Source organism: Bifidobacterium sp. ESL0790 (assembly GCF_029395435.1).
Taxonomy (GTDB): Bacteria; Actinomycetota; Actinomycetes; order Actinomycetales; family Bifidobacteriaceae; genus Bifidobacterium.
Genome location: NZ_CP113915.1, coordinates 99,486 through 114,609 on the forward strand (window position 1 = coordinate 99,486; position 15,124 = coordinate 114,609).

11 protein-coding genes are annotated in these 15,124 nt (G+C 59.9%); 6 read left to right on the forward strand and 5 right to left on the reverse strand.

Features of this window, described 5'->3' with window-relative positions:
• The first annotated feature begins 125 nt into the window (after positions 1 to 125).
• The 3 genes from ugpC (at position 126) to OZY47_RS00340 (ending at position 3,673) form a co-directional block, all read left to right on the forward strand.
• A complete protein-coding gene (ugpC, locus tag OZY47_RS00330; RefSeq protein ID WP_277177980.1) occupies positions 126 to 1,253 on the forward strand; it encodes a sn-glycerol-3-phosphate ABC transporter ATP-binding protein UgpC in 1,128 nt (375 codons plus the stop codon).
• Positions 1,254 to 1,458: 205 nt separating this feature from the next.
• Positions 1,459 to 3,162, forward strand: a complete 1,704-nt coding sequence (locus OZY47_RS00335) for a DUF4032 domain-containing protein (protein ID WP_277177981.1) — start codon at positions 1,459 to 1,461, stop codon at positions 3,160 to 3,162.
• 340 nt (positions 3,163 to 3,502) lie between these two features.
• Positions 3,503 to 3,673: a hypothetical protein gene (locus OZY47_RS00340; RefSeq protein ID WP_277177982.1), complete on the forward strand. Its 171-nt coding sequence runs from the start codon at positions 3,503 to 3,505 to the stop codon at positions 3,671 to 3,673.
• A 74-nt stretch (positions 3,674 to 3,747) separates the two neighbouring features.
• Here the strand turns inward: OZY47_RS00340 and rlmB are convergent, their stop codons facing one another.
• The gene (gene rlmB, locus OZY47_RS00345) at positions 3,748 to 4,755 is read right to left on the reverse strand and encodes a 23S rRNA (guanosine(2251)-2'-O)-methyltransferase RlmB (protein WP_277177983.1); all 1,008 of its coding nucleotides are present in this window, start codon (positions 4,753 to 4,755) and stop codon (positions 3,748 to 3,750) included.
• A gap of 228 nt (positions 4,756 to 4,983) precedes the next feature.
• Positions 4,984 to 5,565 carry a dCTP deaminase gene (gene dcd / locus OZY47_RS00350; protein ID WP_277177984.1) on the reverse strand — a complete coding sequence of 194 codons (582 nt, stop codon included), beginning with the start codon at positions 5,563 to 5,565 and terminating at the stop codon, positions 4,984 to 4,986.
• Between the two features lie 898 nt (positions 5,566 to 6,463).
• On the opposite strand from dcd, the gene OZY47_RS00355 reads away from it, so the two are divergent.
• Together OZY47_RS00355 and OZY47_RS00360 are read left to right on the forward strand one after the other, a co-directional pair.
• The gene (locus OZY47_RS00355) at positions 6,464 to 6,925 is read left to right on the forward strand and encodes a hypothetical protein (protein ID WP_277177985.1); all 462 of its coding nucleotides are present in this window, start codon (positions 6,464 to 6,466) and stop codon (positions 6,923 to 6,925) included.
• Positions 6,926 to 7,081: 156 nt separating this feature from the next.
• On the forward strand, positions 7,082 to 7,867 hold the full coding sequence (locus OZY47_RS00360; RefSeq protein WP_277177986.1) for an esterase: 786 nt from the start codon (positions 7,082 to 7,084) through the stop codon (positions 7,865 to 7,867).
• Positions 7,868 to 8,046: 179 nt separating this feature from the next.
• Here the strand turns inward: OZY47_RS00360 and OZY47_RS00365 are convergent, their stop codons facing one another.
• Entirely contained in the window at positions 8,047 to 10,122 is a 2,076-nt protein-coding gene (locus OZY47_RS00365) for a cation:proton antiporter (protein WP_277177987.1), read from the reverse strand.
• 811 nt (positions 10,123 to 10,933) lie between these two features.
• Here OZY47_RS00365 and OZY47_RS00370 point away from each other — a divergent pair.
• Positions 10,934 to 11,521, forward strand: coding sequence for a nucleoside deaminase (locus OZY47_RS00370; protein ID WP_348519390.1), 588 nt, complete (start codon positions 10,934 to 10,936; stop codon positions 11,519 to 11,521).
• A gap of 349 nt (positions 11,522 to 11,870) precedes the next feature.
• On the opposite strand, the gene OZY47_RS00375 is transcribed toward OZY47_RS00370, so the two are convergent.
• Together OZY47_RS00375 and asnB are read right to left on the reverse strand one after the other, a co-directional pair.
• The gene (locus tag OZY47_RS00375) at positions 11,871 to 12,638 is read right to left on the reverse strand and encodes a sulfite exporter TauE/SafE family protein (RefSeq protein WP_277179270.1); all 768 of its coding nucleotides are present in this window, start codon (positions 12,636 to 12,638) and stop codon (positions 11,871 to 11,873) included.
• 336 nt (positions 12,639 to 12,974) lie between these two features.
• Positions 12,975 to 14,933, reverse strand: a complete 1,959-nt coding sequence (asnB, locus tag OZY47_RS00380; protein ID WP_277177988.1) for an asparagine synthase (glutamine-hydrolyzing) — start codon at positions 14,931 to 14,933, stop codon at positions 12,975 to 12,977.
• Positions 14,934 to 15,124: the final 191 nt, after the last annotated feature.

Here is a 15,124-nt window from a genome sequence, read left to right on the forward strand (position 1 = left end):
ACTTCGTGGGGCGTCATAAATGAATGAAAGTGCGGAAATCCAAGGCCGAAGCTGGCTGTTGGGTGGATGCAGAACCTCTCACTCGGATCGTTCGGCACGTACCTGCCGATGAAAGGAACATTATTATGGCAAAAGTCGTATTCGACCATGTCACCCGTATCTACCCCGGCAACACCGAGCCTTCAGTCTCGAACCTCTGCCTCGACATCAAAGACGGCGAATTCCTCGTGCTCGTCGGCCCCTCCGGCTGCGGCAAATCGACGACGCTGCGTATGCTTGCCGGCCTTGAGGAAGTCAACAAAGGCAAGATTTTCATTGGTGACACCGACGTCACCACCATGCAGCCCAAAGACCGCGATATCGCGATGGTCTTCCAGAACTACGCCCTCTACCCGCACATGACCGTGGCCGACAACATGGGCTTCGCCCTGAAGATCGCCGGCGTGCCGAAGGACGAGATTCGCCAGCGCGTTGAGGAGGCCGCCAAGGTCCTCGACCTCACCGAATTCCTCGACCGCAAGCCGAAGGCGCTATCCGGTGGTCAGCGTCAGCGTGTGGCCATGGGCCGAGCCATCGTGCGTAAGCCGAAGGTCTTCCTGATGGACGAGCCGCTTTCCAACCTCGACGCGAAGCTGCGTGTGCAGACCCGTACCCAGATCGCGGCCCTGCAGCGCCAGCTCGGCGTCACCACCCTGTACGTCACCCACGACCAGACCGAGGCCCTGACGATGGGCGACCGCATCGCCGTCATCAAGCTCGGCGAGCTGCAGCAGGTCGGCGCCCCCACCGAGCTCTACGACAAGCCGCAGAACGTCTTCGTCGCAGGCTTCATCGGCTCGCCGTCGATGAACATCAACACCCATCCGGTGGTCGACGGCAAGGCGAAGATCGGCGGCGACACCATCGATCTGCCCGCCGAGGCCGTCGACAAGCTGACCGCGGACGACAAGGGCCAGATCGTCGTCGGGTTCCGTCCGGAGGACGCGGATCTTGCCGCCGCCGACGAGCCGAACGCCTTCTCGCTCAGCGTCGCCAACGTCGAGGACCTGGGCTCCGACGGCTATATCTACGGCAACATCATCACTGATGGCTCCGTCGCCGAGCAGGCCGCCACGATGTCCGACCAGAACAAGCTGACCACGATTCGCGTCAACCCGCGCCAGCTGCCGAAGGTCGGCGAGACCGTCAAGATCAAGATCGACCCGACCAAGATGCACCTCTTCTCCCAGGCCACCGAGCTGCGCCTGAACTGAGTGCCTTCTTAGCCGACTCCATTTTCGAACCCATGCCGCGCGTTTGCTGTGGCATGGGTTTTTGCGTCTTGAAATGGGCTGGCTGGTTAGGCGTTTTTCGCGCTTTTTGTGGGTGATACCAGACAATGTTTTTGGGCATGGAAGGCAATATATATGTGCGCGAAATCCAATGTCATTCATCGCTTGTCTGCACTAGATTGGAGATATGGAATTGACTGGGAATGCGCAGCTGGACCCGCGGGCGTTGAAGGCGACGTCCGTCTCGGTGCCGGCGGATGACGGCGAGGCGGCCGAGCCCAAGGCGCTCAAGATCACCGCGACCAGCTCCAATCCGAAAATGTTCACGCTGCCGTGGGAGAAGCCGCTGGCGAGCTGGCCCAAGGACCTGCTGGCCAACCTGCCGCGCGGCATCTCGCGCCACGTCGTGCGTTTCGTGCATGTGGGCGACGAGATCTACGCGATGAAGGAGATCACCAGCCGTGTGGCCGCCCGCGAATACGAGCTGCTGCGCCGGCTGCAGAAACTGGAGCTCCCCACCGTCGAGCCCATCGCCGTGGTGACCGGGCGGCACACGCGCGAGGGCGAGCCGCTCGAATCGATGCTGGTCACCCGGCAGCTCAAGTTCTCGCTGCCATACCGCGCGCTGTTCGCCGGCAATCTCCGCCCCGACACCGCTGACCGGCTGATCGACGCGCTCGCTGTGCTGATGGTACGGCTGCATCTCGCCGGCTTCTATTGGGGCGACGTGTCGCTTTCGAACGTCCTGTTCATGCGCGACGCCTACGCTTTCTCCGCGTTCCTGGTCGACGCCGAGACCGGCGCGCTGCACACCTCGCTTTCGCCCGGGCAGCGCAATTACGATATGGATTTGGCGCGCACCAACATCATCGGCGAGCTGATGGACCTGAGCTCCGGCAAACTGCTGCCCGACGAGGTCGACGAGGTGGAGGTCGGCAACAGGCTGCTCGAGCGCTACGATTCGCTCTGGAACGCGCTCACCGGCGAGGAGGACTTCGGGCCGGACGAGATGTGGAAGATCGAGAAGCGCGTCAACAAGCTCAACGATCTCGGGTTCGACGTCGACGAGCTTGAGGTCAAGACCGTCGACAACGGGCAGCGCGTGTTGGTGCGGCCGCGCGTGGTCGACGCGGGGTACGCCTCGCGTAAGCTGCTGCGCTTGACCGGCCTCGACGTGCAGGAGAACCAGGCCAGGCGTTTGTTGAACGACCTCGACGCCTACCGCGCTTCGACCTGGCGCGATGGCGAAGAGCTCGAAATCGTCGCCACCGATTGGATGCGCGAGGTCTTCGAGCCCACCGTGCGCATGATTCCGCGCGAATACCGCTCCAAGATCGAACCGGCGCAGTTCTTCCATGAGGTGCTTGAGAATCGTTGGTATCTCGCCGAAAAGGCCGGGCATGACGTGCCGACCGCCGTGGCCGCGAACGACTATATCAAGCGGATTCTGCCCAAGTACGACCTCGACTCGAAGGCGATCGCGGAGATCAACGGCGACGCGGATTCCGGGGTCATCGACGAGAGCTCGACGTTTGACGATCCTGCTGGCGTGGCTGGTGACGGTGCGGCCAACGGGGGTGAGGCTGGCGCGGGAGCCGACATTCCCGACACGGTCGGCGCCGACAACGACGAGGTCGACAACATCGGCGCATCGCTTGGTTTCGCCGATGACGTGCCCATCGAAAAGATCGCGTGCGCGCGCAATGCCGCCGAAAGCGCGGATGGTGCGGATGACGCCGAAGGTGCGAAGGGCATTGCCAAGCAAGGCGCTAAAGGTGTGAAAGACGCGGGTACTCGCAACGACGATGATTGGAGCGAGGCCGCCACCGCCGTCGATGATGACTACGACCCCGACGAATACGACCAAGACGCCGCCGTCTGGAGCCACTGAGGGGTAGTTGTCGCAACTCTCTTAAGCCGTCCGGATACCCGAAGGGCCGGTACCCGAATTCGGATACCGGCCCGCGGCACTTCAAAGAGGACAAGGAACAATGCCCTATTGATTGCGGCATCATCTGCTAAAGCTTATAGCCCGACTTTATATCGCAGATGAGTAGCGTGCCGTATCAACAACATTCATTATAACGCATTCTGAAGATTCGGCAGTTCATATATGATGAAATTCATCGCTTATCCTATGTAGCGTAGGTGAAAGCGATCGTATGAGCTGCCCGGCTCATACGCCGTTGCCGCGTCATTCGTGGCGCGGCACTCAACGGAAAGGCAGCGAAATGCCTGAGGAGCAGAAAGGACCTGGCGGAAGCAACTATCTCCATGAATTCGTCGTCGCGATTCTGGCGGTTTTTGTCTCGAGAACCGACAGTGTCGTGGCCGACATCATTTTGGTGGCTCTCACCGGCTACCTGGTGATTATGGATTATCGGGATAGGCGCCGCCGTTAGGTAAAACCTGCTCGGGCCGAGTTTTATTAGCGCCCGGGCAGGCCCTTTCTTCCAGAAATTATTCTGTTCTCTATTTACTTTTTACTTTTATCCGCTTTGGCGGCCGCCTCGCGGCGGGCGCGGGCGACGGCGTAGAGACTGATGCCCGCGGCCACCGAAGCGTTGAGCGACTCCACGGTGCTGCTGATGGGGATGCCGGCGATCGAATCGCAAGCCTCGCGCACCAGGCGGCTCAGGCCTTTACCTTCCGAACCGAGCACGACCACGAGTGGGTCGCTTTCGAATCCGCTTTCGCCTACGAGCGCGTCGCCGCCACCGTCGAGGCCGACCACGTAATAGCCGCGTTCCTTGAGCCCTTCGATGGCCTTGGTCAGATTGACCACACGCGCGACCGGCAGATGGGCCGCGGCTCCGGCCGATACCTTCCAAGCCGCCGCGTTCACCGAGGCGGAACGGCGCTCGGGCAGGATGACCCCGTTGGCGCCGAATGCCGCGGCGGAACGGATGACGGCCCCGAGATTCTGCGGATCGGTGACGCCGTCAAGCGCGATGAACAGCGGGCGAGCACCGATGCGGGCGCTCTGCGAATCCGCCTCTTCCATCGCGTGCGACTTCTTTTCGGCGCGGTCGGCCAGCTCGTTCAGCGACGAATACTGGTAGGGCTGCACCTTGAGGATGATGCCTTGGTGGTTGCGCGAGTGGGCGATGCGGTCCATCTCCAGCCGGTCGGCCTCCAGCAGGTTGAGCCCCTGCATGCCGGCCAGGCGCACGATGTCGCGGGTGCGGTCGTCATGTTCGATGCGGTTGGCGATGTAGAGCTGCGTGCTGGGCACCCCCACGCGCAGAGCCTCGAGGACGGCGTTGCGGCCGATCACCAAGTCATCGGAATCCGAAGTGTATTTGGCCGCGCGACGACGTGCCGCCAGCCTGGGGTCGGCGAACTGCCGCTTCTCGTTACGCTTTTTCGCCTTGTAAGCCTTGTGGTATGTGCGATCCTCGGCACGGGGCGTCGGCCCGCGGCCCTTCAGTGCATTGCGATGTTTTCCGCCCGAACCTTTGACCGGGCCCTTCTTGTTAGCCATGCTCCCATTGTCCCAGCACCCCGCGCCAACCCCGCTAACCCGGCCCGCGCGCCAGCCCATCCGGTCTCCATCCGCAAGGGGCCTGATTCAGTGAAAAAAGCGCCAAAATCCCCCGATAATGACGCTTTTTCCACTGAAACAGGCTGTTACTGCAGGGAAAGCACCTTTTTGGGCGTATTTTGGTGCTTTTCTCATTGGTTGGCACCGTGAGGGGTGAGCCGTCTGAGCTCAGTCGTTGATCTCGGCGCAGTAGAAGTGCTCGTAGGAGCGCGAAGGGGTCGGGCCTCGCTGGCCTTGGTAATGGGAGCCGACACCGTCGGAACCGTAGGGGTGGGCGGCCGGTGTGCTCAGTTCGAAGAAGCACATCTGCCCGATCTTCATGCCTGGCCACAGCTTCACCGGCAGCGTGCTCACGTTCGAAAGCTCGAGCGTGATGTGCCCCTCGAAGCCCGGGTCGATGAAGCCCGCGGTGGAATGGGTGAGGATGCCGAGCCTGCCCAGCGAGCTCTTGCCCTCGAGTCGCGCGGCCATGGTCGCGTCGAGCTTCACATATTCCCAAGTCGAGGCCAACGCGAACTCGCCCGGATGCAGGATCCACGGCTCGCCCTTCGGCACCTCGAACTGCTCGGTGAGGTCGCCTTGGTTCTCGGCCGGATCCACATAGGTGTACGCGTGGTTGTTGAACAGGCGGAAGTATCGGTCGAGCCTCACGTCGATCGAGGCCGGCTGCACCATCTCGGGGGTCCATGGCTCGAGCGAGATATGGCCGTCGGCTTGGGCGCCCAGAATGTCGCGATCGGACAGCAGCATGATGAATCCCCCTGCGCTTGAATTGTGGTTCTGCTCTCAGTGTAGACGTTCGCTTGGTCTTGCGTGGATTTAACGTGGCGGCGTGGAAGGAGCGACAAAGCAGGCAAACTTTGATAAAGCGTTTTATCTATAGCTTGGTTTCGTTGAAATTGCAACGAAAATTGGTGATTTTATATCACTGATTGTGACGGTAAATATGGTAAATCGCTTTATCGTGGATGGCGCGAGTGGTGTGGGAAATGTGAATAAAGGCCGGGAACGCGTTATTTTCAGCGAATTTTCAGGCTATTTAGCCGATTCACTAAGTATTGGGGAGTTACATAATAACTGTCAGCAAGAGCTGGCCGAGGACTTGGATTTCGGTTTTCGATAACTTAACCTTTCTTCTTCTCTCCTTTCTCGCCCCGGTGTTAACGCACCGGGGTTTCTCTTTTTCTCGGGCACTTTCCTGAGCAAACGTGACATTGGTCGTCAACAAATGGCCGGTTTCCAGCATGGCATCGTTTTCATGCCGGAAACATGACGTTGAGCGCTCGCCAGTGGCTTGTTTCCAGCGTCCTGTAATTTGCGTCCCCAAAACGGGCCGTGGGTGGGGCGTCAGTGGCCCGTTTAGGCATAGTGTCGTGTTTCTGCCCTTTTTGGACCGTTAACTGATGGCTGTCTGATGATAGCTTTGCCCGTTAGAATGGCATTATTCGTACTTTGGCGACGGTGTTAGTACATTCCTAATCTGTGCCAGATTAAAGGAGGCGCTATGCAAGACGACTTCGATTATCTCGCCGATCGAGCCGGGGAGCCGAGCCGATCTCGCGTTGAAGTCGGTGACGACGCTGGCGTCGCCGTTCCCGGTCTTACGCGCCATCATAAGAACAAGTTTCTCGTAGCCCTTATTGTGCTTATGGTAACGGCTGTGGTCGTGGTCGCGCTGGTGATGTCCCTTGGTGTTTTGACTGGCCACAAGAAGGGTAGCGGCGCGGCGTCAGCCTCGTCTTCGGCCCCATATTCCAGCGTCACGCAGATGAAAAAGGGCATGGAAGCGAAAGCCGGCACGTGCTCGGGAGGCTGGAACGACGTCGACGCGAGTCAGTTTCCTGGGGTCTCGGCGGTGTCCGTCTGCGTTTCCGGCCGCTACGCCTTCGTGACATTCGAAAGCAAGACCGCCGCGACGGTTGACGGCCCCGTGGTGCGTTCCAAGGCCGGCGGTCTGCTCAACCAATATCTTGGCGGCGGTGGCGATGCGGCCGCCGATTACCGCTTGCTCGATGGCGGCCAGTGGATGGCGGTCGGCGACAAAAGCCAGATGACCGCGCTGCAGAGCGAATGGGGCGGCAAGATCGAGACTCTCGGGGACTCGCAGTAAGGCCGCGAAGGCTTGTGTCAGCCGTGATGGTTGGTTGTGGCTGAGTTGTTAACTATCAGCCATTCGTTGTCGGCGTCGATTTATATCTGCGGCAGCGTTGTGCCGCCCGGCGAAATTCGTTGTATGACTGTTGGGTTTGCCGCCTATCATTGAGGCATGAGCGAAGTTGCGAATGAGACGAATAAGAACAATGGCGACGACGATGGTCTGATTGGCCGCCAATCCCCTGATATTCCTGGGCGCTTCGGCGAGCCCATGTCGGTCGGCCACGTCCAATATTCGCACGGCGGCGGCAAGGCCGCGCTTTCGCGTCCGCTGTTCCTGTGTCTGCATGGCTGGGGTTCCAACGAGGCCGATCTGGCGGACATGATGCGCTACGTCGCGCCCTACAACGATTTCGCCTCGCTGCGTGCTCCGCTGGTGCTGCAGGAGGAGGGGCCGGGCGAGTTTGGCTCCGGTTCCGGCGCGTTCAGCTGGTTCCATGAGGGCGTGCCGACCGGTGATGACCTCGACCGCGACATCTTCGCTGCGGCCACCGCCGTCGACAACTGGGTGGAAGAGCATATCGAATCCGGTCGCGACATCGTGCCCATCGGCTTCTCGCAGGGCGCGGCGCTCGCGATTCATTTGCTGCGCGTCAATCCGAAGCGTTATCGCGCCGTCGTCGCGCTCTCTGGTTTCGTGGCCCGTGGCTCGGTGCCCGGCACCGCTCCCGCCGACAGCGAGCTTGATGTGTTTCAGGTTCCGGTGTTCTACGGCTATGGCGACCGCGATTCCGTCTTGCCGAAGTACGAGCTCAAGGCCACGTGCGCCTGGCTTGAGGAGCATACCTGGCTCACCGCGAAGGACTACCGCACCCTAGACCACGCCGTCAGCCTCGAGGAGTTCACCGACATCCGCCAGTGGCTGGTCCTCAATAACATCTCCTCCGGCATCGAATAGCGCTTCGCCTAGCCGATGAGAGCGCGATCTATCGAGCGCGAAAGAGCGATGGGGACCCAACTGGAGTATGTTTTTTCAACACCAATAGCCCAGTGAGCTTCTCGTAGCTGAAGTGAGCGCGAAGTATCGAACGCGAAGGATGCAGGTCGAAATTAGTGTGTTCGCGCAGTCAGATACCGTTATAACTCAGCGTCTGCGTCGACCTGCATCACATACACATTCCTTCTCAAATACTTCGCTTGGCCCCTGGTAATCTCCCCATCCTCGAGCATGTTCTGAATCTCCTCGAGCTCAATGGCGAAGCTTTCGTGCTTGGCCTCGTCGATCCGAGAGATGGTGTCGGCGCTGCGGTTGAAGTTCCCGCGGCTGCGCAGCTCGGCCAGCGCGCGGCGATAGTCGAGGATGAGCAGCGAGCAGTATTCGATGGGGTAGTTGCCTTCGCGCATCTCTTCGTAAAGCTTGTCGATGACGTAGTTGATGGCGTCGATCTGTGTGGAGCGCATGTAGTTGTAGATCTCGTTTTCGGTCAGGATCGGCGCGCTGCGACGGATCTTGTGGTTGGCCCGCCTGGCCAACGTGACGATGCGCCGCTTCATCCGATGTGCGCGTCCGCGTATCTGCGAGACCGCCGGATGGTTGTTCTTCTTGTCGTTGGTGTGGCGCAGCGTGTCCATGATTTGGTCGAGCATGCGCTCGCACGCCTCGATCTGCAGCTCCTGAGCGTGCTTGTCCATCGTCTCGTCGGCCTTGGTGGTGTTGAGCCGTTCCTTGACGTAGTCCTTCTCCCAATGCAGCGCGTCGATCTGCAGCGCCTCAAGCCTCGTGTTGTCGATTGATCCCATGCGCTGGCGCAGACGGGTGATGCGCCCGTTGTACGAGTCGATGATCGGCAGCAGCACGCTGCGGTTCTCGTCGGTAACGCGGTTGCTGAGCTCCTCGACGGTCCTGCGCAGCACCTCGATGCTGATGGTTTTGAGCTGTGAGTCCGTCTCCGCGGAATCCTTGCTGGGCGCGAGCAGCGGCAGCATGAAGTTGGCGAGCAGCAGGGTGACCACGATGACGCCGGAGGCCACGAATATCAGCTCGTTACGCATCGGGAACGCCTCGCCCGTCTGCAGGGTGTAGGGGATGGTGAACATCAACGAAAGCGTGATGGTACCTTTTGCCCCGCCAAAGGTCATCACCGCGGCGTCACGCAACGAGCGCGGCTTGCGGCGGAACCGGTTGCCGTCGGGGTCGCGTTTGGGCGCGGCGATGAGCCAGACCCACAGGAACCGCACGATGATGGCGATGACCGAGACCAGCAGGATGATGGCCACAAGCATGCCGTTGCTCACCACATGGTCGTCCCAGCTGGCGCGCATGGCGCCGGGCAGCTGCATGCCCAGCAGGATGAAGACGGTACCGTTGAGACTGAACGAGAGCACCGACCACACGCTGCTCGAGACGATGTTGGTTCGCGCCGCGTTCGGGCTGATGCCGGTGTGGTCGAAGTGGACGGTCAGGCCGAACGCCACCACGGCGAGGATGCCGGAGACGTGAATCAGGTCGTCGGCGGCGAGATAGACCAGGAACGGCAGGAAGAGCTCCATCAGGATGCGAGTGGTCATGGTTTCCCAGCCGAGCCTGCGCACCAGGCCGAAGATCCAGTTGGCGAGCACGCCCGCGAGCAGGCCGATTACGACGCCGCCGACGAAGGAGAGGATGAATTCCTTGGTGGCCGTGGCCATGGAGAAGCTGCCGGTCACTGCCGCGAGGATGGCGAACTGGAAGCCGATGACGCCCGATGCGTCGTTGAACAGCGATTCGCCTTGCAGGATGCCCTTCTGTTCCTTGCTGAACGAGGCCTCGCTGGAAAGTGAGGAAACCGCCACGGCGTCGGTGGGTCCGAGCGCGGCGCCGAGCGCGAAGGCCGCGGCCAGGGGAATCGCCGGCCATACGGCGTGCAGCGCGAATCCGATGATCACCATCGTGCCCAGCGCCAGCCCGATGGCCATGGGAAGCGAGTATTTGAGCGTCTTGTATAGCGTCGGCTTGTCGATTTCGTGCGCTTCGAGGTAGAGCAGCGGCGCGATGAACAGGACCATGAAGAGGGCCGGGTTGAGCTTCACGTCGGGGAACGAGGGCAGGTAGGTCACCGCCACGCCCAGCGCGATCTGGACCAGCGGCGTGGATATTCGTGGGATGAACCTGCTGATGAACGACGAGAGCACGACGGCTCCCAGGATGCACAGGATCAGCTCGAAAATTTCCACAGACTACAGTACCTTTCTCGTCGTTGCGCCCGCCGTCTTTTGGCGGTTTGTGTGTGATGATGCCGGTTGACTCGCTCCAGACGCAGGTGCTTATTCCAGTGCCGATGCGCGTCGGCTACTTTCGCATCCGTTCGGCTTCGTTGTCTGGCTGTGTTCGAAGCCGGCGTCCAGTGCTTCCGATTGTCTCCACACGTCGGGCCGGTCGTTGAAAACAACCGTGGCCAGCCACTTCTTGCGGTCTGTGCGTTGTCACTCGGAGCTTTCTTCCGAGACCTCTGGTCGCTGTTGCCGTGTCCAGTCACTTCCCGCTGCCTGGGCACTCGTCACCCGGAGTCTCCTCCGGAGCTTCCGCTTGCCGCTGCCGTTTCTGCCGTTTTTTGACGTGGCCTTTTTGGAGCTAGTCATCTTGCGCTGTGGCATCCGACATCATCGTTTGCAGTTATACATATACTTACATTTTTCACTATACATGACGCTTGTTTGCCCTAGCGCTTCGTTACGCCCCGAGCGTTCCGCCCGCTCTTCGGCGGCGTATTTCGAGCAGATTGGGTCTCGACGTTATCTGTTTTTCTGTCGTTGCTGCTTCCGACGGCATATTTCGGACGGGAATTCGTGATATTCGGTCCGTTCGTTGCCATCAAGGGTTTATGTTGGCAGAGTTCGGATATTCTTGACCCGGTTCTCGTCTGTTCTCTGCCGTTTGGAGGTTCGCTGACATCGCGGTCAGCAGATTGAGATGAGTTCTTTTAATTGCTTTATCGCTGAGGTTCATGGCACCAATAACGGGACGCATGTTTATACACTGGGAGCTATGAATATCAAGGACGCGATGGGCGAGGCACTGCGATTGGCCCGCGAGGCCGCAATCGAAGGCGAGGTGCCGGTTGGTGCGGTAGTGTTGGATGCCAATGGCAACATCATCGGCCGTGGCCGGAACCGTCGCGAGATTGACGACGACCCGCTGGCCCATGCCGAGGTGGAGGCCATGCGTGATGCGGCCACGCGGCTTGGTGCCGCCGCGAATCGCTTGACGTCCAATAAGAATGACACAAATACACGTAGTAATTCCGCCAGAGATTGGGATTCGGCTTCAAAGGACGATATGCTTTTCGTGCCGGCCTCCACCAATGCAAGGCCGCGCTCGCAAAAGGGTTGGAATCTCGCCGATTGCACGCTTGTGGTCACCCTTGAACCCTGCCCGATGTGCGCCGGCGCCGCCCTGCAGACCCACATCGGCCGCATCGTGTTCGGCGCGTGGGATGAGAAACTTGGCGCATGCGGATCGGTCTGGGACATCCCGCGAGACCCGCACATCGGCGCCCAACCCGAGGTCTTCGGTGGCGTGCGCGAGCAGGAATGCGCCCAGCTCCTCACCGATTTCTTCTCGGCGAAACGGTAGTGGCATTATCTTCATATGTTGGTTTGTAATGAATTCGTGAAGAACTCGTCGTTTTTGCAGCACTAGTGAGCGTTTTGGGCCTTTTTGCCGTTCCCTGCTATGCCGAGAATAAGTGTGGAATACCGCATCGTTGGAATTCCGCCGTTTTGTAATTTCTGATTCCAGCAGACGCCATATCAATGCAGCACTAAACTTATATTCCGAATATTTCAGCGGTTAGTGCTGCATTCATCGACGTGGTTGTGTCCCTGGCGCGGCTGCACCCCCCTATTATCCGAATAAGTATGATGATGTGCTGTTCGCACGGTTATTCCGAATTATGGAATTATGAAAAAAATATGCGTATCGCCTATTTCCGCGCGAGCTTCGGCCCAACGCCGGGTGTGATCTTAAGCGCCGTCCACGCCGAACGCAGCATGATGATAAAGAGGTATGCGGCGAGCAGATAAGCCCCCAGCCGTGCCGAAATGCCTTCTGCGATTCTCGCGCCAAACGGCGTGGCCACGGCGGCCGCGATGCCCAGTATCAGCCCGTTGCGCAGATGGACAAGCCCACGCTTCCAATTGGCGATGGTGCCGGTGATGGCGCTGGGAAACATGGCGAGCAGCGAAGTCCCGCGCGCGATGAGGTCGCTGGCCCCGAAGAAGAGCGAAAGCGTGGGCACGGTGATCGCTCCGCCGCCGATGCCGAGCAGCGCCGAAAGCATGCCGATGATGATGCCGAGGGCAATGAGCAGAATGCCTTTGACGACGGTGATGTGGATTGAGGAGTGGCGTGACGGCGTGAACACCAGCTGCGAGACCACCATCACGGCGAGGAACGCCACGAAGAACCAGCGCAGGAAAAGTTCGGGCAGGCGCGAAAGCAGCCAACTGCCGATCTGAGAGCCGATGATTGTGCCGACCACCATGAGCAGCGCCGCCAGCCAATCCACATTGCCCGCCGTCGCGTACGAGACCACGCCCGATATCGAAAGTGGGATGATGGCCGCCAGCGAGGTAGCCGCCGCGTGGCGTTGGCTCATACCCAGCCACACCAGCGCCGGCACGATGATGGAGCCGCCGCCGATGCCGAAAAGCCCGGAGAACGCGCCCGCCACAAGCCCCACGACGATCATGACGACGATTTGCTGGGTTTGGCTGCGCTTGGCGTCCGGCTCAATTTTCGGCTCGCCGTTTTCACCGCCATCGGTTCGTCGCTCGTCCGTTTGCTCGCTCATGCCCGCCTTCTGTCGCTGTCGCCTCTGCCGGCTTTATCGTCCTTATTATCCCGTCGCCGCGGCCACGACGTCTCCGTCGCGCCGCCGATGACCCGCTATGCGAACCATGATAGGGCGGAATCGCCGATTATTGGGCATATCCGACTTAATATGACCGCAGAAAAAGAATCCCGCTGGAAAACGTACGTTCCAAAGTCCGAAAACGTACGCTTTCCAGCAGGATTCCTTGATTATTCAGACCAGCACCCCGTCGTCCATGAACTTCTGCACATCCGGCTGCAGATGCTCGTAACGTTCCCGCGTCCCGTCGAAGTCGACGAAGAAAAGCTTGTACCAGGTCAGGAACGTGAAGATGTTCCAGATTTGGCGGCGCGCGTCCACTTTGCCGTCGAAGTTGTCTTGCAAGAGCGTCAGAATCCGGTCCTGCTCGAAGAACTGAGCCACCCAATCCTCAGAGAAGAGCGCCCGCACCTGCGCGCAATACTTCTCCTCGCGCAGCCACGCCTTGATTGGCGTCGGGAACCCGAGCTTCGGCCGCTTCGACCATTCCTCCGGCAGGTGCCGGCTGGCGGCCTTGCGGAAGATGTCCTTGGAATCGTGCTCGTTGAGCAGCTTCGAGGAGGGGATGGTGTTCGCCAGCTCGGCCACCTCGCGGTCGAGGTAGGGCACGCGCAGCTCGAGCGAATGCGCCATCGAGATCTTGTCGGCCTTCTGCAAAATGTCGCTGAACATGAAGTGGTGCAGGTCGATGTACTGCATCTGCTTGAGTTCCTCGGCGCCGGCCACCTTGTCGAAGTCCTCCTGATAGATGCCGTTGACCGTCAGCGAATTGCGGTATTCCGGCTGCAGCACATTGTTGGCCTCCGAGGAGCTGAAGATTGTCGGCTGCTCCATCGTGTAGCCCCAGGCCTGCCCGGTGTAGTACTCGCGCGGGTGCGCGGCCTGCGTGTAGATCTGGGTGCGTCCCGGGAAGTTCGGCAGCGTCTTGGCGGTGCTGGCGATCACCTTGCGGATGCCGTTGGGCAGCTTGTGCACGCCCGAGGCGAAGTCCCAGATCGCCTTGCTCTTGGTGTGCACGCCATAGTTGATATAGCCCGCGAACAGCTCGTCCGCGCCCTCGCCGGAAAGCACGACGGTCACCTTCTTGCGCGCCAGGCGGCAGAGGTACCACAGCGGAATCACCGACGGGTTCGCGTCCGGCTCGTCCAAGTGGTATTGCATCTCGGCGAAGTCCTCGAACGCCTCGTCGCCCTTCACGCTGTATTGGTTGAAATGCAGCCCCTCGTGGTCCGCGAGCTCCTTGGCCTTGCCGGCCTCGTCGAACGGTCCCTCATCGAAGTTGACGCTGAAGACCTCCTCGGGCCGCAGAATCGAGGTCACGTAGCTGGAATCCACGCCTTCGGAGAGGAAAGCGCCCACCGGCACATCGGCGATGTGGTGCGCCTCGACGGACTCCTCGACGGTTTTGTCGATCTCGTCGATGGTCTCCTCATCGCTGCGCTGGTAATCGATATCGTAGTGCGCATCCCAGTACTCGTGGATGTCGAGCTTGTCGTCCTTATATTCGAACCAATGGCCGGCCGGGAAGCGGTAGACGCCCTTGAAGAACGTCTCCTTGAGGTCGTTGTACTGGTTCATCAGGAACGGCTTGACGGCCTTCTCGTTGAGTTCCTTCTTGAAGTTCGGATGCACGAGGAACGACTTGATTTCGGAGCCGATAATAAAGGTGCCGTCTTCGTGATAGTAGTAAAGCGGCTTGATGCCGAAGAAGTCGCGAGCGCCGAACATGGCTTTTTTGTTGTCGTCCCAGATGAGGAAGGCGAACATGCCGCGCACGCGCCCGAGCAGCCCTTCCATGCCCCACTCTTCATAGCCGTGCAGCAGCACTTCGGTGTCGGCCTCGGTGCGGAACGTGTGGCCGGCCGCCAGCAGTTCCTTGCGCAGGCTCTTGTAGTTGTAGATCTCGCCGTTGAAGGTGATGAGGATGGACTCGTCCTCGTTGAAGATCGGCTGCTTGCCGCCCTTGAGATCGATGACGCTCAGGCGCCGGAAGCCCATGGCCACCTGGTCGTTCGTGTAGAATCCGCTGCCTTTGACGTTGGGTCCGCGATGCTGGATCATCTTCATCATCGACTGGATCGTCAGGTCCTTGTCAAGCACCTTGCGGTCAGAAAAAGCGATGATGCCGCACATACGTCCTCCTACGGTTTGGGTTCACATTCATGCGTTCGCCATGCGCGCTCGCATTCATATATCTGTTGCTTCTCACAAGGATAGTGGTGGTTCTGTCAATTCAGCTGAATTTCTTGTGCCCACTTGGTGGAGAAAGGGGCGCGCGGTGCGTGGCTGGTTTCGTTCGGATTTCGTTGACACCCTGACGATGC